The sequence below is a fragment of the Sandaracinus amylolyticus genome (genome assembly GCF_000737325.1).
In the GTDB taxonomy this organism is placed as follows: domain Bacteria; phylum Myxococcota_A; class Polyangia; order Polyangiales; family Sandaracinaceae; genus Sandaracinus; species Sandaracinus amylolyticus.
Genome location: NZ_CP011125.1, coordinates 3,681,308 through 3,701,605, shown reverse-complemented (window position 1 = coordinate 3,701,605; position 20,298 = coordinate 3,681,308). Strand labels below are relative to the sequence as shown.

Annotated in this window: 18 protein-coding genes, 1 other RNA gene and 1 pseudogene; 16 read left to right on the top strand and 4 right to left on the bottom strand. The window is 72.0% G+C overall.

The genetic code is table 11. From position 1 onward, the window contains the following. The first annotated feature begins 31 nt into the window (after positions 1–31). The 7 genes and pseudogenes from DB32_RS15605 to DB32_RS50265 form a co-directional block, all read left to right on the top strand. Positions 32–412, top strand: coding sequence for a nucleoside triphosphate pyrophosphohydrolase family protein (locus DB32_RS15605; protein ID WP_053233258.1), 381 nt, complete (start codon positions 32–34; stop codon positions 410–412). After that, positions 409–636 (top strand): hypothetical protein, encoded by a 228-nt coding sequence (locus DB32_RS15600; RefSeq protein ID WP_053233257.1) that lies wholly within the window; start codon positions 409–411, stop codon positions 634–636. The genes DB32_RS15605 and DB32_RS15600 overlap by 4 nt, the downstream gene beginning before the upstream one ends. Continuing rightward, positions 633–1,625: a hypothetical protein gene (locus DB32_RS15595; protein WP_053233256.1), complete on the top strand. Its 993-nt coding sequence runs from the start codon at positions 633–635 to the stop codon at positions 1,623–1,625. The genes DB32_RS15600 and DB32_RS15595 overlap by 4 nt, the downstream gene beginning before the upstream one ends. Beyond that, a complete protein-coding gene (locus tag DB32_RS15590) occupies positions 1,618–2,217 on the top strand; it encodes a hypothetical protein (protein ID WP_053233255.1) in 600 nt (199 codons plus the stop codon). Before DB32_RS15595 ends, DB32_RS15590 begins: the two co-directional genes overlap by 8 nt. Further along, complete coding sequence (locus DB32_RS15585) at positions 2,214–3,725, top strand: DNA cytosine methyltransferase (protein ID WP_053238826.1); 1,512 nt, start codon at positions 2,214–2,216, stop codon at positions 3,723–3,725. The genes DB32_RS15590 and DB32_RS15585 overlap by 4 nt, the downstream gene beginning before the upstream one ends. Before the next feature lie 193 nt (positions 3,726–3,918). Further along, on the top strand, positions 3,919–4,200 hold the full coding sequence (locus DB32_RS15575) for a MerR family transcriptional regulator (protein WP_053233253.1): 282 nt from the start codon (positions 3,919–3,921) through the stop codon (positions 4,198–4,200). Positions 4,201–4,260: 60 nt separating this feature from the next. Next, a pseudogene (locus DB32_RS50265) lies at positions 4,261–4,674 on the top strand (tyrosine-type recombinase/integrase); the annotation flags it as partial. Between the two features lie 790 nt (positions 4,675–5,464). On the opposite strand, the gene ssrA reads toward DB32_RS50265, so the two are convergent. Both ssrA and DB32_RS46740 read right to left on the bottom strand, forming a co-directional pair. Then, positions 5,465–5,827: a transfer-messenger RNA gene (ssrA, locus tag DB32_RS44300) on the bottom strand. 79 nt (positions 5,828–5,906) lie between these two features. After that, complete coding sequence (locus DB32_RS46740) at positions 5,907–6,179, bottom strand: hypothetical protein (protein WP_157069069.1); 273 nt, start codon at positions 6,177–6,179, stop codon at positions 5,907–5,909. Between the two features lie 99 nt (positions 6,180–6,278). Here DB32_RS46740 and DB32_RS15560 point away from each other — a divergent pair, with 99 nt between their 5' ends. The 3 genes from DB32_RS15560 to DB32_RS15550 are packed head-to-tail and all read left to right on the top strand — an operon-like array spanning position 6,279 to position 8,604. Then, a complete protein-coding gene (locus DB32_RS15560) occupies positions 6,279–7,400 on the top strand; it encodes a c-type cytochrome (protein ID WP_053233250.1) in 1,122 nt (373 codons plus the stop codon). Beyond that, a complete protein-coding gene (locus DB32_RS15555) occupies positions 7,397–8,068 on the top strand; it encodes a DNA mismatch repair protein MutH (protein WP_053233249.1) in 672 nt (223 codons plus the stop codon). Before DB32_RS15560 ends, DB32_RS15555 begins: the two co-directional genes overlap by 4 nt. 14 nt (positions 8,069–8,082) lie before the next feature. After that, positions 8,083–8,604 (top strand): GAF domain-containing protein, encoded by a 522-nt coding sequence (locus DB32_RS15550; protein ID WP_053233248.1) that lies wholly within the window; start codon positions 8,083–8,085, stop codon positions 8,602–8,604. Here the strand turns inward: DB32_RS15550 and DB32_RS15545 are convergent. Both DB32_RS15545 and DB32_RS15540 read right to left on the bottom strand, forming a co-directional pair. Beyond that, positions 8,574–9,518, bottom strand: coding sequence for a hypothetical protein (locus DB32_RS15545; protein ID WP_053233247.1), 945 nt, complete (start codon positions 9,516–9,518; stop codon positions 8,574–8,576). The two genes, DB32_RS15550 and DB32_RS15545, sit on opposite strands and share 31 nt — an antisense overlap. Further along, on the bottom strand, positions 9,518–10,279 hold the full coding sequence (locus DB32_RS15540) for an SDR family oxidoreductase (protein WP_240481207.1): 762 nt from the start codon (positions 10,277–10,279) through the stop codon (positions 9,518–9,520). Before DB32_RS15540 ends, DB32_RS15545 begins: the two co-directional genes overlap by 1 nt. 102 nt (positions 10,280–10,381) lie before the next feature. Here DB32_RS15540 and erpA point away from each other — a divergent pair, with 102 nt between their 5' ends. The 6 genes from erpA to DB32_RS15510 all read left to right on the top strand — a co-directional run bounded on the left by erpA (position 10,382) and on the right by DB32_RS15510 (position 20,225). Then, a complete protein-coding gene (erpA, locus tag DB32_RS15535) occupies positions 10,382–10,705 on the top strand; it encodes an iron-sulfur cluster insertion protein ErpA (protein ID WP_053233245.1) in 324 nt (107 codons plus the stop codon). A 261-nt stretch (positions 10,706–10,966) separates the two neighbouring features. Further along, a complete protein-coding gene (locus DB32_RS15530) occupies positions 10,967–11,818 on the top strand; it encodes a sigma-70 family RNA polymerase sigma factor (protein ID WP_053233244.1) in 852 nt (283 codons plus the stop codon). A 322-nt stretch (positions 11,819–12,140) separates the two neighbouring features. Further along, a complete protein-coding gene (locus DB32_RS15525) occupies positions 12,141–17,615 on the top strand; it encodes a tetratricopeptide repeat protein (RefSeq protein WP_053233243.1) in 5,475 nt (1,824 codons plus the stop codon). Positions 17,616–17,636: 21 nt separating this feature from the next. Next, positions 17,637–18,176, top strand: a complete 540-nt coding sequence (gene hpt, locus DB32_RS15520) for a hypoxanthine phosphoribosyltransferase (protein WP_053233242.1) — start codon at positions 17,637–17,639, stop codon at positions 18,174–18,176. A gap of 1 nt (position 18,177) precedes the next feature. After that, entirely contained in the window at positions 18,178–18,486 is a 309-nt protein-coding gene (locus tag DB32_RS15515; protein WP_053233241.1) for a tetratricopeptide repeat protein, read from the top strand. A 47-nt stretch (positions 18,487–18,533) separates the two neighbouring features. Further along, positions 18,534–20,225, top strand: a complete 1,692-nt coding sequence (locus DB32_RS15510; RefSeq protein WP_053233240.1) for a family 1 glycosylhydrolase — start codon at positions 18,534–18,536, stop codon at positions 20,223–20,225. The last annotated feature ends 73 nt before the right edge of the window (positions 20,226–20,298 follow it).

The window sequence follows — 20,298 nt, the reverse complement described above, 5'->3', positions numbered from 1 at the left end:
CAGCTCGATCGTCGCGCGGAGGGACACGCGCATGAACGACAGGACCATTCGAGAGCTGCAGTCCGCGCTGCCCTGGACCGCGCACTACCACCGCGACTTCAGGTCGTCGCCGATGACGCACAAGGACTTCGCGCATGCACTGCTGCACGTGCACAAGGCGGGCGGGAAGCTCGCGGCGATCATCGATGAAGCCGAGCACGGCGGTTTCGACTGGGCCGACCCGGCGAAGCGGGCGGACGTCGAGAAGTACATCGCCGATTTCGTGATCTGCGCGCTGCGCATGGCGACCACGTGTCCCGACGGACAGATCGACCTGCAGCGCGCGGTCGAGCAGCGCCTCACGGCGAAGAACAATCAGCTCGCCGCGGTGGCCCCCGAGCTGCGCGCCGTCGAGCGACAGGGGCCGCGATGAAGCGATACCGCGTGAAGGTGTCCGTCCCGCTGCGGTCGGGCGCGACGTACGTCGACGAGCGGACGTTCGAGGGCTTCGAGCCCGACGACGCGAAGCGGCACGCGATCGAGATGGCCGCGCGCGACGAGAGCGCGCGCCGGTACATCGAAGAGGACGTGCGCGACGACGAGGACGAGATCGCGCGCGCGTGCCGCGTCGTGCTCTGCGAGGAGCTGCCGCGATGACGTCGATCGACCGTCGCGACGAGTACGCGTGCGATCGCTGCGGGCTCGTCTTCACGAAGTACGCGGAGGTCCCCGGCGAGGGCCTGCACATCCGCGGCGCGGAGCGCTGGGGCGTCGGACTCGGCGGCGGCGTCGGCGCCGTGAACAAGAACTACGACCTCTGCGGCGAGTGCGCGCGAGCACTCGACGCGTTCATGGGTTCGATCGGGCGGCGCGCCGACGCGACGACCCTGCCCGATCAGATGCTCGCGCGCGCGGAGCGCGCGGAGGCTCGCGTCGCGGAGCTCGAGCGTGCCGTCGATCTCGAGCGGCAGCTCGTGAAGAACGCCGAGCGCGGACGGCAGCGCGCCATCGACGAGCGCGACCGTGCGGAGCGGGAGCGCGACGCGCTGCGCCCGTCACCGCTGCGCTTGAACGTGCGCGAACACGCACGCCGTCGCGGTGAGCTCGGTGGGCCCGATGCGCAGGCGCTCGAGCACGCGATCACGATCACCGAGCGTGAGCGCGACGAGGCGCTGCGGCGCGCAGGCGCGGTGCACGACGCCCTCGCGGACGAGCCCCACTGGCACACGCACAGAGGGCCGGAGCACGCCTGCACGCTCGCCACGATCGCCGACCTCCGCGCACGGCTTACGCGGGTCGTGGAAGCGATCGCGCGCGTGGAGTCCGATCCGGACATCTCGTTCGGCGACGCAGTCGCTCTGCTCCAGGCCGCCCGCGAACGCAGGGCCACGACGCCGGCGACGTGCGGCGACTGCGAGCTCGCGCGGCGCGCGTCCTGCACCGAGGTGCGCGGGCGCGCGGACGCGCCCCCCGCGACGTGCCCGCTGCGCGCCGAAGCGGACGCGGCCGAAACGCGCTGCCCGACGCACGAGACCGACTCGGGCTTCTGCTCGTTCGACTGCCCGGACCGGGTGCCGTCGATCGACGACGACGAGCCGAGCGCGGGCGACGTGGTCGTGATCGACGGGGAGGGGCGCGATGCGTGAGCGACCGATCCTCTTCTCCGGCCCCCTTGTCCGCGCGCTGCTCGCGGGCACGAAGATGCAGACACGGCGTCTGGTGAAGCTGCGCGGCGCCGACTGCGTCGACGAACGCTTCGAGGCCGACGCCCGATCGCCCATGTGGCCGTTCTCGCCGCAGCACGACGAGTGGATCACGTGCCCCTACGGCGAGCCCGGCGATCGGCTGTGGGTGCGTGAGACGTGGTCGATCGCGACCGGCAACGGACGCCGTGTCGTCTACCGCGCCGACCTCGGCACCGGCCGCTGGCCGCCGAATGTGCTCGTCCCGAGCGACGACGCGAAGGTGTGGAAGCCGTCGATCCACATGAAGCGCGCCGACGCGCGCATCGTGCTCGAGGTCACCGAGATCCGCGTCGAGCGCCTGCAGGCGATCACCCAGGACGACGCGCGCGCGGAGGCCGTCGAGCCCACGACCGTGTCGCTCGAAGACGGGCCGATCGTCGTCGATGCGCGCGACAAGTTCTCGATGCTCTGGGACGAACTCAACGGCGAGCGCGCCTCGTGGGCGAGCAACCCGTGGGTGTGGGCGATCACGTTCCGGCGGGTGCAGCCGTGAGCCCGCGCGGTCACACGTCGCAGCTCCGGCTTGGCGCGTGGGTCGAGCGCGAGCTCGTCGTCGATCTCTTCGCGGGCGGCGGCGGCGCGAGCGAGGGGATCGCGCGCGCGCTCGGGCGGCACCCGGACATCGCGGTGAACCACGACCCCGCCGCGATCGCGATGCACGCGGCGAATCACCCGACGACGGTGCACTACTGCGAGAGCGTCTTCCGCGTCACGCCGCGCGAGGTCGTCGGCGGGCGCCCGGTCGGCCTGCTGTGGGCGTCGCCGGACTGCACGCACTTCTCGAAGTCGAAGGGCGGCAAGCCGCGGAAGAAGAAGATCCGCGGGCTCGCGTGGGTGGTCGTGCGCTGGGCGCGCGATGTCGCGCCGCGCGTGATCGCGCTGGAGAACGTCGAAGAGTTCGCGGACTGGGGCCCGCTTGGGCCCGACGATCGGCCCGACAAGGCGCGCGCCGGGCAGACCTTCCGCGCGTTCGTGCGCAAGCTCGAGCGCTACGGGTACCGCGTCGAGCACCGCATCCTCGTCGCCGCCGACTACGGCGCGCCGACGACGCGCAAGCGGCTCTTCCTGGTCGCGCGTCGCGACGGTCAGCCGATCACGTGGCCCGAGCCGACCCACGCGCGCTCGGGGCGCGGGCCGCGCGCGTGGCGCACCGCCGCCGAGGTGATCGACTGGTCGATTCCGTGCCCGTCGATCTTCGAGCGCGCGCGCCCGCTCGCCGACGCGACGCTGCGACGGATCGCGGCGGGCGTGCGTCGGTATGTGATCGACGCGGCGCGCCCGTTCATCGTGCCCGTCACGCATCCGCGCGACGCGCGCGTGCATTCGATCGACGAGCCGGTGCGCACGGTGACCGCGGCGAACCGCGGCGAGCTCGCGCTCATCGCGCCGACGCTCGTGCAGACCGGGTACGGCGAGCGCGACGGGCAGGCGCCGCGCGTGCCCGGGCTCGATAAGCCGCTCGGCACCGTCGTCGCGGGCGCCGCGAAGCACGCGCTCGTCGCGGCGTTCGTGACGAAGCACTACGGGGGCGTCGTCGGGCATGAGCTCGGGCGCGCGCTCGGGACCGTGACGACGCAGGACCACCACTCCCTCTCGGTCGCGCACCTCGAGAAGTTCTACGGCACCGCCGCGGGCGCGGACGTGCGCGAGCCGATGCCGACGATCACCGCGGGCGGGCAGCACATCGCCGCGGTGCGCACGCTGCTCGCGCGCTACGAGGCGGGCGCCGATCCACTGCTCTCGATCGACGGCGAGGCGTTCGCGATCGTCGACATCGGGATGCGCATGCTGGTGCCGCGCGAGCTCTTCCGCGCCCAGGGCTTCGGCGACCACTACATCATCGATCCCGTCGTCGATCGCCCGCTGCGCAACGGTGGCGTGCTGCGCCTGCCGATGACGAAGACCGAGCAGATCGCGAAGGCGGGCAACAGCGTGTGCCCGCCGCTTGCGGAGGCGATCGTGCGCGCGAACGTGCGCGGGCGCGTGGAGGTTGCGGCGTGAGCGCTGAACGCGAGGATCGCTGCGCGATTCGCGACGCGAAGCGGCACGCACGTCGCGCTCGCGCGCTCGACGAGCGCGTGCGCGCGATCCTGATGGGCAGCTCGTGGCGGCATGTGGACGCGATCGAGGTCGCGCTCGTACAGCGCGCCGTGTGGCTGCGCGTGGTGGTCGAACTCGTGCGATGGGGTCTCCGATGAGCGGTGTGGTGGTCATCGACGCGGACGAGCTCGAGCGGCGGATCGCAGCCGCGGTCGACGAGGGCGTGCGTCGCGCGCTCGAAGCGCGGGAGCCGGCGAACGGCGCGCCCGCCGAGTGGTTCGATCGCAAGGGCGCGGCGGAGCTGCTCGGCGTGCACGTCGACTCGCTGAGTCGCCTCGGCGTGCCCGTGCACTACGTCGGAGCGCGGCGCGTGCGGTACAACCGCGCGGAGCTCGAGCGCTGGATGCGTGAAGGGCGCCCGTCGAAGGGAGCGTGATCGCACGTGGGGCGACCTCGATCGAAACCGCTGCCGGCCGGCTTCTATCAGCGCGGCGCGATGATCTGGCACTCGTTCTACGACCAGCACGGCGAGCGCGTGCAGGAGGCGGCAGGGCGCACGCTCGAAGAAGCGAAGCGGCACCGCTCGCAGCGCCTGCACGAGGTCGCCGATGGGACGTTCGCGCGCGGCCTGCGCACGGGCGGCAGCGGAGTCGCGGCGTACGCGAAGACGTGGATCGCGCTTCGTCGCGAGGAGGGCGTGCGCACCGTCGATCGCGAGGAGCAGATCCTTCGCGATCACATCCTGCCGCACCTCGGATCGAAGCGCCTTGACGACGTGCGACCGCGCGACGTCGCTGCGTGGATCCGGAAGGTCTCGCCCACGCTCGCACCCAAGAGCGTGATCAACGCGCACGGCGTGCTCTCCGCGATGTTCGCGCGCGCGCGCTTCGACGAGCTCGTCGTCGACAACCCCGCGAAGGGCCTGCCCCGCGGCATCCTCCCGAAGAACGTCCGATCGCGGCGGGTCGGCGCGTGGACGCGCGACGAGGTCGCGATGCTCATCTCGCACCCGGGCATCCCGGAGGACCGGCGCGTCGCGTACGCGGTCTCCGCATTCACGGGCGCGCGTTGCGGCGAGGTCGCCGGGCTGCGCTGGCGCGACCTCGACACGAAGGCGCGCCCGCTCTGGCGCTGGCACCTCGAGAAGCAGTACGACGGGCAGCCGCTCAAGGGGCGAGGCGCGCAGGGTGGACCGCCGCGCGACATCCCGATCCACATCGAGCTCGAGCGCGTCCTCGAGGCGTGGCGCACTGACGGGTGGGCTCGCTTCATGCGGCGGCACGCGCAGCCCGCCGACTTCGTCTGCCCGCGCGAGAACGGGAAGGTGCACTCGAAACAGTCGCTCGGCGCGAAGGCGGTGCACCGTCACGCTGTGGTCGCGGGGCTCTCGAGCGAGGGGCGCGACTTCCACTCGTTCCGGCGAGCCCTGATCACGATCGCGCGCACCGACGGCGCCGTGGTCGATGTGCTCGAGCGCATCACCCACAACAGCGCGGGCGAGCAGATCGACGGCTACACCTACTTCGGGTGGGAGACGCTCTGCGCCGCGATCTCGTGCGTGCGGCTCGCGCCCGCGACCATCGCGCCGGTGATTCCTGTCGCACCCGCCCGAGGCCGATCGGAGCCGCCCCACCCTGTTACAGTCGCTGTTACACGAAGCAGCGAGCCCCCGGATTCGCCTAGGAATCCGGGGGCTCTTTCGTTGGAGGCGCCGGGAGTCGAACCCGGGTCCGAGAGCGCTCCGTGGTGGCTTCTACGTGTGTATCCCGCGTTTTGTATCGCGATCCGGCTCGCCCGTCGGGCTGGCTCTCCGTACCGCTATCGACCCTTTATTTTCGCCCTTCTCCCGAGTCGCGTGGAGAGAGCTAGTCAGTTCGGTGACGCCTCCACGAGAGCACTGACGGGCTCTTCGCTTCGACGGCTCTCAGTTCAGCTTATCAGGCCGCGAGAGCGTAGGTGCTATCGTTCGCACTTACAGATTCCCGGATGTTTTTGACGCCGTTTCCGAGTCCAGCGACACGCGACCAGCACTTCACTACCCCCGTCGAAACCGTGACACCCCCTGTGATTGGAAAACGGGGAACCGAAGGTCACTGAACATAGCGTTCGACATCCTCACCGCAACCCCTGGTCCCTCGCGCGTCAATCCTCCGGCGGCGCGAGCTCCTCGTGGGGCGAGCCACCCGCGCCGAGCGCGTCCTCCGGCCCGTGCCACAGGTCGGGCGTTCGCTGCTCCTCGGGCATGCTCGGCCGGTCCTCCGCGTGCTCACGCGCCTCGTCCATCCGCTGCTCCTGGCGCTCGCTCGTGAGCTCGTCCTGCGCGCCCTCGCTCAAGTAGCCGCTCTGCTCGCGCACCGGCGCCTCACACGCAGCGAGGCCCAGCGCCACGACGATCATCACTCCGCTCCACCGCATCGGCTCCTCCATCGCTGCCCGTCCGATCGAGCAAGCGCGGTGCCCGTGAACGCGGTTTTCCCTCGGCAACTCCGCGATGCGCCGCTACGCTCGCGCGCGGTGTCGATCCGTCCTGCAGTACAGCACGCGCTCGTCGCGCTCCCGTTCGTCGTCCTCGCCGCGTGTGGCGGCGAGAGCGAGCCCGCGGTGCCCGCACCGCCGCCGACCCCGCCGGTCGCGAGCGCGCCCGCGGCGCCGCCCGATCCCGAGCTCGAGCGCGGACGCACCGCGTACGCGCGCTACTGCGCGCTCTGCCACGGCGATCGCGCGCAGGGCTACGCGGCGGACCACGCGAACGCGATCGGCAACCCCGCGTTCCTCGCGATCGCCGACGACGCGTTCCTGCGCGCCGCGATCGTCGACGGACGCCCCGGCACGCCGATGTCCGCGTGGGGCCGCGCTCACGGCGGTCCGCTCGCGGACGGCGCCGTCGACGCGATCGTGCGCTATCTGCGCAGCCTCGCGACGCAGCCCGCGGTCGACGTCTCGCAGGTGCGCGTGAGCGGCTCGATCGAGCGCGGGGCAGCCGTGTACGCGCAGCGCTGCGTCGAGTGCCACGGCGCGCGCGGCGAGGGCAGCGAGACCGCGACGAGCATCTCGCATCCGAACTTCCACCGCGCCGCGAGCGACGGCTTCATCCGCCACACGATCGAGCATGGCCGCGAGGGCACGCCGATGCCGGGCTTCGGCGCGGAGCTTCCCTCGCAGACGATCGACGATCTCGTCGCGTACGTGCGCTCGCTCGAGCACATGCCCGATCGGCCGGTCGAGCCCGGCGGCGATCCGCCGCCCGGCCTCGCGGATCTGATCATCCATCCCGACGGCGCAGCGCCCGCGTTCACGATGCGCGAGAACCGCTTCGTGCCCGCCGACGCCGTCAAGGAAGCGCTCGAGCAGGGCCGGCGCATGGTGATCCTCGACGCGCGCGCGACGAGCGACTGGGCGAACGGCCACATCCCGGGCGCAGCGCCCTTCCCGTTCTACGACATCGAGCAGATGGCGCAGAACCTCCCGCGCGACGGCACGTGGATCCTCGCGTACTGCGCGTGCCCGCACGCCGCGTCGGGGCACGTCGTGGACGAGCTGCGCCAGCGCGGCTTCGAGCACACCGCGATCATCGACGAGGGCATCCACTACTGGATGGACCACGGCTATCCGATCGAGCGCGGCACGGCGCAGTGACGACGACGCCCCAGAGCGAGCGCGAGCTCCTGGCGCGAGCGCGCACGCTCGGGGGTCGAACGCTCGCGGAGATCGCACGCTCGCTCGCGACGATCCCAGGCGGCGATCCACGCCGGCACAAGGGCGCGGCAGGTGCGCTCGTCGAGCGTGCGCTCGGCGCGCCACGCACGACCACGGCGCGCAGCGCGCCCGACTTCGAGGCGCTCGGGATCGAGGTCAAGACGCTGCCGATCGACGCGCGCGGGATGCCCGCGGAGACGACGTTCGTCGCAGCGACGCCGCGCACGCCCGAGCCCGACTGGGAGCGCTCGTCGGTGCGCCGCAAGCTCGCGCGCGTGCTGTGGGTCCCGATCGCGATCGACGCGCCGTTCGCGGAGCGGCGGGTCGGCTCGGCGTTCCTGTGGTCGCCCGACGACGAGAGCGAGCGCGTGCTGCGCGAGGACTGGACCGAGCTGATGGAGCGGTTCGCGCTCGAGCCCGAGGGCATCTCCGCGCGACACGGGCGCGCGCTGCAGCTGCGCCCGAAGGCGCGCGACGCGTCGGTGCGCGTCCGCGCGGCGAGCCTCGACGGAGCCCCGCTCCTCGCCGCACCGCGCGCGTTCTATCTGCGCCGCACGTTCACCGCGCAGATCCTCGATCGCGCGGGCTTGCTGCGCACCACCGGCTGAACGAGATCACGACGATGCACCACGACGCCCTTCCGCTCCGTGCCAGCGCCGACGACAAGCGCGCGACCTACGCGCGCGTGCGCGCCTCGATCGAGTCGCTGATCGACGGCGAGGACGACTGGGTCGCCGCGATGGCGACGGTCGTGTGCGAGCTCCACCACGCGTTCGAGTCGTACGACTGGACCGGCTTCTATCGCGCGGTCTCGCCGGAGCTGCTCGTGATCGGCCCCTACCAGGGCGGGCACGGGTGTCTGCGCATCCCGTTCTCGCGCGGCGTGTGCGGCGCGGCGGCGCGCACCCGCGAGACGCAGCTCGTGCCCGACGTGCACGCGTTCCCCGATCACATCGCGTGCAGCTCGACGACGCTCTCCGAGATCGTCGTCCCGGTGCTCGCGCCGGACGGTCGCGTCCTCGCGGTGCTCGACGTGGACTCGAACGCGCCCGCTGCGTTCGACGAGCTCGATCGCGAGGCGCTCGAGTCGCTCTGCGCGATGCTCGGCGCGCGCTACTCGCAGGAGATGCGGCGGAACGTGTAGGGCGCGTTGATCTCGACGAACCCGTCGTTGTTCGTGGCGTCGAGCTCTTCGCGCGTCGCGTCCACGCGCCCGCTGAAGCTGTCCGGGTAGTAGATCGAGTCCTCCCACGGACAGTCCATGCGCGCGACCTCGTAGGAGCTCGATCCGAACGTGAACCGGTCGCCGTTCACCCGACCACGCGCGGGCATGCGCACCGTCACGTCGTAGCGTCCGGGCGCGCACGGCAGCGGACGTCGATCGCTCGGCAGCCCGCTCCAGATGCGCGACGTGATCGTGCCGCGCAGCTCGTCGCCCTCGCGCTGGATGCGCAGCGTCATCCGCCCCCAGTTGCGACGCGCCGGGCTGTACCGATGCGAGGTCCACACGCCCGCGACCGGATCGGGGCATCGCAGCGCGTCCTCCAGCAACGAGCGCGCGCCCGACGAAGGCCCGCCGAGCCCGACGCTGCCCAGGATCACCGCCGCCGCGCGATCATCACCCGCTGCGCGCCCGGTCTGCTCCTGCTCCGCTCCGTCGCGCGCGGCGATCGGCGGCTCCTCGGGAGTCGCGCGCTCGCCTCCGGATCCGCCCTCGCGCGCCACCTCCTCGGTCCTTCGCTCCGGCGTGATCGTGCGCCGGTCGCGTGCAGGCTCGCGGGGCGCGGTCGGCGCGGGATCCTCGGCGGTGAGCATCGTCTCGGGCGGAGGCTCGGCGGGCGCGGGCTCGCGCTCTTCCTCCGCGTCCTCGGCACGCGAGCCATCCCACCCGGCGATCGTGATCTCCAGCGTCTCCCCGCCGGCGCCGAGCCAACCGCCCTCGCCTCCCGCGAACAAGCTCCCGCCGCCGAGCCAGAAGCCGACCATCAACGCGACGTGCACGCACAGCGAGACGAGCAGCGCGATCCACGCCGGCAGCGGACGGATCTCGCGCGCCATCATCCCTCGCCCGAAGGACGACCGGTCATCGCGACGCCGCCGTCGACGAGGATCTCCTGCCCCGTCACGAACCCCGCGCGCACGAGATAGAGCACCGCGTCCGCGACGTCCTCGGCGCTGCCCAGCCGCTGCAACAACGTGCGCTCCGCGAGCACGCGCTTCTCGTCATCGTCCATCGACTCCGGCGGCAGCACGGTCCCCGGCGCGACGGCGTTCACGCGCACCTCGGGCGCGAGCTCGAGCGCGAGCGTGCGCATCAGCTGCTTCGCCGCGCCCTTGCTCACCACGTACGGCAGGAAGTTGCGGTACGGCGCGGTCGCGCTGGTGCACGTGATGATCACGATCGATCCGCGCGCCTCGCGTAGCGCCGGCGCGGCCTTCTGCGAGAGCAACATGGGCGCGCGGACGTTGAGCGCGATCGTCCGATCCCAGTCGTCGCTCGTGATCGCCCCGAGCTCGACGCGCTCGAAGATGGCGGCGCTCGCGATCAGATGATCGATCCGGCCGAAGCGCGCGATCACGTCGTCGATCAGCGACTCGCACGCGCGCGGATCGCCGAGATCGGCGCGGAACGTCTCGGCCTCACGCCCGCTGGCGCGCAGCTCGTCGCGCACCGCGATCGCGCCCTCCGCCGAGCCGTGGTGGTGCACGGCGACGCTCGCGCCCGCACGCCCGAGCGCCCTCGCGATCGCGGCCCCGACGCGACGTCCGCCGCCCGTGACGAGCGCCACGCGCCCTTCGAGATCCTCAGCTCGGCTCACCTGGCGGTTCCGTAACGGCATCCCTATACTCGCCGCGTATCAGCGGCAAGGAGCAGTGCCGCGCGTCGCTGGCAGCAACAGCGTAAGGAGCGTGGTCCGAACATGATCAACCTCACGGAGAAGGCGGCGGAGAAGGTCAGGGAGATCCGCGATGCCGAAGGGCTGGGCGAGCAGGGTCTGCGCGTCCGCGTCATCGGCGGTGGGTGCTCCGGCTTCAGCTACGACCTCTTCTTCGAGGACGAGACGACCGACCTCGACCAGACCTTCGAGTCGGCGGGCATCAAGCTCTACGTCGACATGATGTCCTTCCAGTACCTCGAGGGCGTCGAGATCGACTACGTCGAGGGCCTCCACGGTGCGGGCTTCAAGTTCGTGAACCCGAACGCGAAGAGCACCTGCGGCTGCGGCTCGAGCTTCAGCGCCTGATCTCGCGCTCTTCGCGATCCGAACGATCGCGCGATCCCCGAACGCCCGTCGCGACCTCGCGGCGGGCGTTTTCGTTTCCGTCCCGTCGAGAGAACACTACGAAACGTCATGCTTCGGGCCTTCCGCCGCCGCAGGATCCGCCCCAAGCTTGGGGCGAGGCAGCGATCGACACCCTTCGTGAACTTGTGTGAAGACGCCCCATCCGGGTTGACCGAGCTCTCAGGTGACGTTACGTAACGTTGACCAAACGGAGCACGGTCAATGGCGGCATACGAGCACGACGGCGCCCTCTCCCGTTACATCGAGAGGGTTCGAAGCATTCCCCCGCTCTCCCGAGAGGACGAGCACGACCTCGCGGTGCGCGCTGCCAAGGGTGACGCGGTCGCGATGGACAAGTTGGTCGAGGCGAACCTCCGGTTCGTGGTGGCCGTGGCGCTGCAGTACCGGCGCTATGGGCTCCGCCTCGCCGACCTGATCGCCGAGGGCAACCTCGGTCTGATGATCGCGGCGCAGAAGTTCGACGCCGAGCGCGGCACCCGGTTCGTCACCTACGCCGGGTACTGGATCCGCGCGCTGGTGCTGGACCTGGTGGTCCGCTCCTCGAGCATGGTGGGCGCGGGCTCGGGCCCGCTGCGCAGCAAGCTCTTCTTCCGCCTGCGCCGCGAGCGCGCGCGGGTGGCGAACCTGGCGAACGACCCGACGGAGCGCAACGAGATCCTCGCGGCGCGCTTCGAGACGACCCCGGAGAAGATGGAGGAGATGCTGCGCCGTCTCGACGCGCGCGACGTCTCGCTCGACACGACCATCTATCCGGACTCGGGCGTGACGATGCTCGACACCCTCGAGGGCAGCGAGCAGGACCAGGAGACGGCGCTCTCGGAGAGCGAGCGCGAGAGCGAGATCAAGGAGCGCCTCGCGAGCGCCCTCGGTCAGCTCGATCAGCGCGAGCGCTACATCGTCGAGCAGCGCTACATGGGCGAGAAGGAAGTCTCGCTGGCGGCGATCGGTCGCAAGCTGGGCGTGTCGCGCGAGCGTGCACGTCAGCTCGAGGCGCGCGCGAAGCAGAAGCTGAAGCAGCGCCTCGAGGGCCTCGAGCTCGACCTCGTGGCCTGATCGCGAACGAACGTCGAAGGGGTCCGAAGGGAGCGCGCAGGCCGGTCACGGTCTGCGCGCTTCCGCGTTTCGTCGCGCCCAACAGAGTGCTCGCCCCAAAGACCCCGCACGCGAGCGCGCGGACGGGAGGCAACGGAGCGGCGAGCCCATTCGTGACCAGGCGTGCTCGCGCCGGAGGCCCGCGCGGCGCTGCGGCGAGAAAGCGATGGTGGTCCGAACGCGCGCTGGGGCATCATCTCCAGCACCCGATGGCCGGTCACGATCGCAGTAAGCCCCGCCCCCGGGCTCGAGCGGGCCCAAGAAGGAGCGGTCCGACTCCACGATGGAGGTGCTGCTCGACGACGTCGAGGAGCAGCCGCAGCCCAAGCAGCAGCCTGCGCTGCGCGCGGGGACGGCACGGGTGGAGTCGCGGCCCGACGGCACGCTGCAGCGGCCCGAGGCGAGCGCGTCGGTCGAGAGCCTGCTGTCCGATCTCGACGCCGAGCTCGCGCACGCGGTGACGACGGGCGGACCGATCCCCGCGCCCGCGGCGAAGCCGAAGCCGGCGCGCGAAGGCACCGCCGCGTTCTCGGCCCCGCGCGTCCAGGCGCGGCCTCCGGCGGCCACGCCTGGCGCGGGCGTGCCGAAGAAGCCGTCCATCCCGCCGCCTGCCGCGACGACGAAGCAGACGCTGAGCGGCGGCATCGGCGCGCCGACGACCTCGCCGGGCCTCGGCACGCTGCGCCCGCCCTCGCCGGCGCTCGGTGTGCCGCGCCGACCGGCGTCGATCCCGCCTCCGATCGCGGCGCCTCGCGCCCGCTCGACGACGCCCGAGCGGCCGATCCCGGCGCCCCCGCGCCTCTCGTCGCCCGGGAGCGATCCCGCGGTCCCGACCGACGCGGCGAGCGACGACGCGCGGCGCACGATCGAGTCCTGGGAGCGCGAGCTCGCAGCGAGCACCGACCCGCTCCGACAAGCGCGAATTCATTACGAGATCGGGCGCATCGCCGAGGTGCAGCTGCAGGACCTGCGGCGTGCGGCGGCGCACTACCAGGAGGCGCTCTCGCGCGCGCCCGAGCACGTGCCGACGCTGCGCGGCGCGCGGCGCGTGATGATCGCGCGCAAGAACTTCCAGATGGCGCTGCCGCTCTTCGACGCGGAGGCGCGCATCACCAGCGATCCGCACGCGAAGGCGGCGCTGCTCTACGCGAAGGGGCGATTGCTCGAGGACGTGCTCGGGCAGCGCGGCGAGGCGCGTCGCGAGTACGCGATCGCCGGTGAGCTCGACCGCGGCGCGCCGGTGATCCTGAAAGCGCTCGAGCAGTGCGACGCGGACGCGGGCGCGTGGAGCGAGCTCGCGCGCACGTACGAGCGCATCGCGAACACGGTCGCCGGTGATCCGCGGCATCGCGCGGCGCTCATCGTCCAGCGCGCGCGACTGCTCGAGTCGCGACAGCGCGAGGTCGACGCGGCGATCGAGCTCTACGAGACCGCGCTGCGTCTCGATCCCGAGGTCGCGGGCGCGCTCGAGGCGCTCAAGCGGCTGCACCACGCGCAGCGGCGATGGCGCGATCTGATCGCGGTGCTCGAGCGCGAGGCCGAGCAGAGCGGCGATCGCGGCGTGCGCACGATGGCGCTCTATCGCATCGCGCGGCTGCACGCGGAGCGCCTCGGGAACCGCGACGAGGCGCTGACCGCGCTGGAGCGCGCGTCGCGCGAGTCGCCCGACGAGCCGCTCGTGCTCGAGGAGATGGCGCGGCTCTACGAGGCCGCGGAGAAGTGGGACCCGCTGGTGCGCGTGCTCGAGCAGCTCGTCGACACGACGCGCGAGGGCGCGGCGCGCGTGACGCTGCTCGCGCGCGTGGGACAGCTGCGCGAGGAGAAGCTCGGCGATGCGCCGGGCGCGCTCGTGGCGTACGAGGCGGCGCTCGCGATCGGTCCGACGCACCTGCCGACGCTGCAAGCGCTCGGGAAGCTCTACACGCGCAGCGGCGACTGGGAGCGCCTGGTGCGCATGCACCTCGGCGAGGCGGATCACGCGGACGAGCCGCGTCGTCGCGCCGCGGCGCACGCGCGGGTCGCCGAGATCCTCGAGGTGCACCTCGGTCAGCCCGATCAGGCGATCGAGCACCACGCGCGCGCGCTCTCGATGCAGCCGGGGTATCCGCCGTCGTTCAAGGCGCTCACGCGGTTGTTCGCGGAGGCGGGGCGCTGGCGCGAGCTCGTGGATCTCTATGCGCGCGCGGTGGACGAAGCGTCCGAGAAGGAGCGCGCGATCACGTACCTGCTCAAGGTGGGCGCGATCTACGAGGACGCGCTCCAGGAGCACGCGCAGGCGGCGCACGCGTACCGGCGCGTGCTGCAGCTCGATCCGAAGCATCTCGGGGCGATCCACGCCTTGCAGCGCGCGACCGAGCGCGCCGCGAGGTGGACCGAGCTCGTGGAGTCGCTCGAGCTCGAGGCCGAGCTCACGCGCGACCCCAAGCAGATCGTCGCGTTGCTGCATCGCGCGGGCGAGGTGCTCGACGATCTCGTCGGCGATCGCGAGGCCGCGGTGGTGCGGTTCCGGAAGGTGCTCGGGATCGATCCGACGTACGTGCCCGCGCTGACGAGCCTCGGGCGCATCTACCATCGCGCGGGGCGCTGGGAGGATCTGCTCGAGCTCTACAAGCGCGAGCTGGAGCTCACGCCGCGCGGCGCGGAAGCGGTCGCGCTGCTCGCGAAGATGGCGGAGCTCTGCGAGGAGCGCATCGGGCGCGACGACGAGGCGATCTCGCACTACCGCCGCGCGATCGAGATCGATCCGACGAACCGCACCGCGCTCCGCGCGCTCGCGCGGAAGCTGCGCGAGCGCGGCGCGTGGGACGAGCTGGTGCGCGTGCTCGAGATGGAGCTCAGCGGGCTCACCGATCCCGCGGCGCGCGCGCGCGCGGCGTATCGCGTCGGTGAGGTCTGGGAGGAGCGGCTCCAGCAGGTCGAGCGCGCGACCGCGGCGTACGAGCAGGCGCGCGATGCCGAGCCGAGCTACCGGCCGGCGATCGATGCGCTCGCGCGGCTCCGCGCCGAGCACGGCGCGTGGCGCAAGCTCGCGGACGAGCTCGAGCGCGAGGCCGCGAGCAGCCCGGACCCGAAGCTCGCGGTCGCCGCGCTGGTGCGCGCGGGCGAGATCTGGAGCGAGCACCTGAACGAGCCGCGCCGCGCGTGCGCCGCGTACGACAAGGTGCTGGAGCGCGAGCCGGGGCACCTCGGCGCGCTGCTCGCGATCGAGACGCTCTATCGCCGGCTCGCTTCGTTCGAGGGGCTCGCGCGCGTGTACGCCAGCGAAGCGCGCGTGCTCACCGACGCGAGCGCGCGCGTCGCCGCGCTGCACGAGCTCGCGCGCCTGCAGGAGATGCGTCTCGCCGCACCGACGGACGAAGTGCGCGCGACCTACCAGGCGATCCTCTCGCTCGCGCCCGACGATCCCCTCGCCATCGCGGCGCTCGAGCGCATCGCGATCGCGGGTGGCTCGCGGACCATGCTCGCCGACGTCGATCGTCGGCTCGCCGAGAGCGCGGACGATCCGATCGTCGCGGCCGCGTACCGCACGCGGCTCGCGGAGTCGCTCGAGGCGAGCGGTGACGCGCGCGCGCTCGAGGCCTATCGCGCAGCGCTCGAGGCGGATCCCGAGAACCTCGCCGCGGCGCGCGGTCTGTCGCGCATCGCCGAGCGCACCGACGATCCCGAGGCGCTCGCGGACGCGGCGCGCCGCGAGGCGCGTGTGGTGCAGGATCCGCAGCAGGCCGCGCGTCTGCTCGTGAAGGCGGCGCAGGTCGCCGAGGATCGCCTCGCCGACACGCGTCGCGCGGTGGAGGACTACGAGCGCGCGCTCGAGCTCTGGGCGGACGACGTCGATGCGGCCCAGCGTCTGCTCGAGATCCTGCTCGCGGCGGGACAGGGCGCGCGCGCCGCGGATCGTCTCGCGCGCGCCGCACAGACCGCGCGCTCGGTGGATCGTGCCGCGGAGCTCTGGCTCGAGGTCTCGCGCCTCCAGGCCGAGCTTCTCGACAACCTCGCAGGCGCGATCGGCTCGCTGAATCGCGTGCTCAAGAGCGCGCCGGCGCACGTGCCGACGCTGCGCCGCCTCGCCGAGCTCTACGAGCGCGACCAGCAGTGGACCGAGGCTGCGCAGCTCCTCGGACGCGTCGTGCAGCTCGCGCCCGATCGCGACGTGCTCAAGGACGCGCACCTGCGTCTGTCGGCGCTCTGGGACGGACGGCTCGGCGACTCGTCGCGCGCGCTGGTCTCGCTGCAGGCCGTGCTCGCGCTCGAGCCCGAGAACCGCGCGGCGCTCGCGCGGCTCGCGGCGATGCACGATCGCGAGGGCGATCTCGACAAGGCCGCCGATGCGGCGGGTCGTCTCGTCGAGGCCTCGCACGCGCCGCCGGAGCGCGCCGAGGCGCTGTGCACGCTGGCACGCATCGAGCTGCGCCGTGGTCGCGGCGAGTCCGCGACGAGCGCGCTCGTGCAGGCGGTCGTGCTCGAAGGTCCGGGCGGCGCCGCGGCGCGCGCGCTGAAGGACACGATCCGCGATCGCGATGGCTACGCGACGTACGCGCAAGCGCTGCGCGATCACGTGCAGCGCTGGAACGGGCGTCCGCCCGCACCGCGCCAGGCGTGGGTCGAGCTCGCGGGCGTGCTCGGCGACTCGCTCGGTCAGCACGCGGACAGCGCGGACGTCCTGCGCGTCGCGGCGCGCGCGCTGCCCGAGGACGTCGAGCTCGATCGCCAGCTCGCCGCGCGGCTCGCGCGCGTCGGTCGTCGGGACGAGGCGGTCGCGATCCTGCGCAGGCGCATCGACGAGCACGTCGGACGCGTCGAGTGCTGGCGCGATCTGCGTGGCCTCTGGAGCGCGACGCCCGAGCTCGCGATGCTCACCGTCGGCCCGCTCGCGCTGCTCGGCGGCGCGAGCAACGACGACGTCGAGCGACTGCGCGCGCGCGCCTCGCAGTCGGGTCGCGCGCGCCCCGGCACGCTCGGGCCCGAGACGCTGCCCGGCGTCTACGAGATGGACGCGAATTCGCCGGTGCTCACGGTGCTCTCGACGCTCCCCGAGGCGTTCTCGCGGCTCTATCCGCCGGACCTCGAAGGCTTCGGGCTGAGCACGCGCGATCGCATCACGACGCGCTCGGGGCACCCGCTGCGCGCGCTCACCGATCGCATCGCCGCGATCTTCCGCGTCGAGAACTACGAGCTCTACGTGCACCGCGTGCGCGCGCGCGGGCTCGCCGTCGAGCTCGGCGAGCCGGCGTCGATCCTCGTGCCCGCGAGCCTCACCGAGCTGCCCGAGGCCCAGCAGGTCTTCCTGCTCGCGCGGGCGTTCGCGAACGTGGCGATGCGCTTCCACATCACCGACAAGCTCACGCCGCGCGAGATCGAGGTGCTCGTCGCGTCCGCGGTGCGCGCGTTCGCGCCGGGCTTCGGCTCGGGGCTGACCAGCGAGGACATCCTCGACGACCAGATGCGCCGCATCCAGAAGGCGCTCTCGCGCCGCGCGCGACGCTCGCTCGAGGAAGCGACCCCGCGCTACGTGAACGGCCCGCCGGTCGAGTTCGCGGCGTGGGCGCGTCAGATCCAGCTCGGCTCGGCGCGCGCGGCGCTGCTCGTCAGCGACGATCTGCTCGGCGCGATCGAGGTGCTCCGCCGCACCGAGCGCGACCTCGCGCACGTCGAGCCGCGCGACATCGTGCGTGCGTCTCCGCTCGTCGGTGAGCTCGTTCGATGGTGGGCGTCCGACGCGGCCATCGACCTCCGTCGCCGCGCGGGTATGCTCGCGTAGCTGCTGCGGAGAAGCGGGAACATGGACAAGATTCGGACGCTGATCGACGAGACGACGCTCGCCGCGAAGGTGAAGGAGCTGGGCAGGAAGATCACCGAGCGCCATCGCGGCCACGAGGTCGTGCTGGTCCCGGTGCTCAAGGGCAGCTTCGTGTTCGCGGCGGATCTCGCGCGGCAGATCGATCTCCCGGTGACGATCGAGTTCCTCGGGTGCCGCAGCTACGAGGGCACCGAGAGCAGCGGCGTGGTGCAGATCACGTACGACCTCACGAAGCCCATCGAGGGCAAGCACGTGATCATCGTCGAGGACATCGTCGACACCGGGCTGACGATGACCTACCTGCTCGAGAACCTCGAGACGCGACGCCCCGCGAGCCTCGAGCTCTGCTCGCTGCTGCACAAGCCCGCGCGCACGCGCGTGCCCGTCGACATCCACTACCTCGGCTTCACGATCGACGACGTGTTCGTCGTCGGCTACGGGCTCGACTACGCGGAGCGCTTCCGCAACGTGCCCTTCATCGGCGTGCTCGAGCAGGGCGCGGCCGCGGCGTCGAAGGGCTGAGATGAGCAAGCGTCTCGAGATGCTCGAGATGGTGGCGAGCAAGAAGCCGGACGATCCGTTCGTCTGGTATGCGCGCGCGATGGAGCTGCGCTCGCTCGATCGGAAGGACGAGGCGCTCGCGGCGTTCGGCGACGTCGCGACGAAGTTCCCGACCTACGTGCCGACGTACTTGATGGGCGCGCAGGTCGCGGCCGAGCTCGGGCGCACCGACGAGGCGCGCGCGTTCGCGCAGCGCGGCATCGAGCAGGCGCGCGCCGGCGGCGACGGCCACGCGCTGTCCGAGCTCGACTCGTTCCTCGCCACGCTCTGATCCTCGTCACGCTCTGATTCGCTTCTCTTTTCGTCGCGGAGGCTTCGATGGTTGGCTTCGACGTGCGCACGCTCGCGTGCGCGATCGCGCTCGGTCTCGCGCTCGCGGCGTGTGGTGACGACGACGGTCCAGTCGACCTCGATGCCGGGCTCGACGCAGGCGCGGCGGACGCCGGCCGCGACGCGTCGTGGCCCGACGGCGGTCCGCCCGATCCCGTGACGTTCCCCGAGATCGGCCCGCTCGCCGGGGACGAAGGTGAAGGATCCTTCAGGTTCGGCGTCGCGACCGCGGCCACGCAGATCGAGGACATGAACCCGTCGACCGACTGGTACGCGTTCACCGCGCCGACGTCGGAAGGCGGGCTCGGCCGAGGCACGTTCGTCGGGGACGCAGTGCGCGGCTACACGAACGCCGTCGCCGACGTCGCGCTGCTCGAGCAGATCCACGTCGACTCGTATCGCTTCAGCGTCGAGTGGGCGCGCGTCGAGCCGCAGCGCGATCAGGTCGACGAGGACGCGCTCGCGCACTACTCGGCGCTGCTCGACGCGCTCGTCACCGCGGGCATCCGCCCGATGATCACGGTGCACCACTTCTCGAACCCGACGTGGGTCGACGATCCACGCCGCGATCCCGACGACTGCACCGGCGCGTTCCCGAACGACGAGTGGCTCTGCGGCTTCGGCCATCCGACCGGCGGCGCGCAGATCGTCGAGGAGATCGGCGAGCACGCGTGTCGTCTCGCGGAGGAGTACGGCGATCGCGTCGACGAGTGGGGCTCGATCAACGAGCCGGTGAACTATCTCTTCGCGTCGTATGGCGCGGGCGGGCAGTTCCCTCCGGCGCGCAGCTACGTCCTGAGCGACTTCCCGTACTTCATGAACATCGTGCGCGACGCGATCCGCGCGCACGTCGCGATCTACGACGCGATCAAGCGCTGCGACACCGTCGACGCCGACGGTGACGGCGCGAACGCGAGCATCGGCATCCCGCTCTCGGTCGCGTACTGGACGCCGGCGCGCGGCGGCCAGCCGAGCGATCTGGAGGCGGACGTCGCGGCGACCGAGCGGATGACCTACGTCTATCACTACCTGCTCGTCGACTCGCTGCGGAACGGCACGTTCGATCCCGACCTCGACGGCACCGGCGACGAAGCGCAGCCCACGTGGGCCGGCAAGCTCGATTGGCTCGGCGTGCAGTACTACTTCCGCGCCGGCGTGACCGCGCAGCCCGCCGCGCTGCGTCCTCTCGGCCTCACGCCGTGCTTCGCGGCGCTCGACTTCGGGGCCTGCCTCGATCCGATCGACGACACGCACTGGATCCCCGCGATGCGCTACGAGTACTGGGAGCCGGGGCTCGGCGAGATCCTGCTCGCGATGGGCGAGCGCTGGCCCGACCTGCCGCTGGTCGTGACCGAGGCGGGCATCTCGACCGAGGTCGGTAGACGTCGCGCCGAGAACGTCGTGCGCACGCTCGAGCAGATCGCGCGGGCTCGCGCCGCGGGCGTCGACGTGCGCGGCTACTACCACTGGTCGCTGATGGACAACTTCGAGTGGGCCGAGGGCTACGAGCCGCGCTTCGGCCTGTTCCGCGTCGATCGCACCGGTGACTATCCGCGCACGATCACCGAGGGCGGCACGGTCTACGGTGAGATCGCGGAGTCGCGCGAGCTCACGATGCAGCAGCGTCTCGAGTACGGCGGGCTCGGCCCGATGACGCCCGAGCCGGCGCACGCGCCGTAGCGCTTCGCCGCGATCCTGTGACGAAAACGTCCAGGACCTGGCGATCGCCGGCCAGTGCAATACGATCCCAGGA

What these genes read in the sequence shown, in the direction of transcription:
- DB32_RS15605 (WP_053233258.1), top strand. Translation starts at nt 32, where the DNA reads ATGAACGACAGGACCATTCGAGAGCTGCAGTCCGCGCTGCCCTGGACC.
- DB32_RS15600 (WP_053233257.1), top strand. Translation starts at nt 409, where the DNA reads ATGAAGCGATACCGCGTGAAGGTGTCCGTCCCGCTGCGGTCGGGCGCG.
- DB32_RS15595 (WP_053233256.1), top strand. Translation starts at nt 633, where the DNA reads ATGACGTCGATCGACCGTCGCGACGAGTACGCGTGCGATCGCTGCGGG.
- DB32_RS15590 (WP_053233255.1), top strand. Translation starts at nt 1,618, where the DNA reads ATGCGTGAGCGACCGATCCTCTTCTCCGGCCCCCTTGTCCGCGCGCTG.
- DB32_RS15575 (WP_053233253.1), top strand. Translation starts at nt 3,919, where the DNA reads ATGAGCGGTGTGGTGGTCATCGACGCGGACGAGCTCGAGCGGCGGATC.
- DB32_RS46740 (WP_157069069.1), bottom strand. Translation starts at nt 6,179, where the DNA reads ATGCGGTGGAGCGGAGTGATGATCGTCGTGGCGCTGGGCCTCGCTGCG.
- DB32_RS15550 (WP_053233248.1), top strand. Translation starts at nt 8,083, where the DNA reads ATGCACCACGACGCCCTTCCGCTCCGTGCCAGCGCCGACGACAAGCGC.
- DB32_RS15545 (WP_053233247.1), bottom strand. Translation starts at nt 9,518, where the DNA reads ATGGCGCGCGAGATCCGTCCGCTGCCGGCGTGGATCGCGCTGCTCGTC.
- erpA (WP_053233245.1), top strand. Translation starts at nt 10,382, where the DNA reads ATGATCAACCTCACGGAGAAGGCGGCGGAGAAGGTCAGGGAGATCCGC.
- DB32_RS15530 (WP_053233244.1), top strand. Translation starts at nt 10,967, where the DNA reads ATGGCGGCATACGAGCACGACGGCGCCCTCTCCCGTTACATCGAGAGG.
- DB32_RS15525 (WP_053233243.1), top strand. Translation starts at nt 12,141, where the DNA reads ATGGAGGTGCTGCTCGACGACGTCGAGGAGCAGCCGCAGCCCAAGCAG.
- hpt (WP_053233242.1), top strand. Translation starts at nt 17,637, where the DNA reads ATGGACAAGATTCGGACGCTGATCGACGAGACGACGCTCGCCGCGAAG.
- DB32_RS15515 (WP_053233241.1), top strand. Translation starts at nt 18,178, where the DNA reads ATGAGCAAGCGTCTCGAGATGCTCGAGATGGTGGCGAGCAAGAAGCCG.
- DB32_RS15510 (WP_053233240.1), top strand. Translation starts at nt 18,534, where the DNA reads ATGGTTGGCTTCGACGTGCGCACGCTCGCGTGCGCGATCGCGCTCGGT.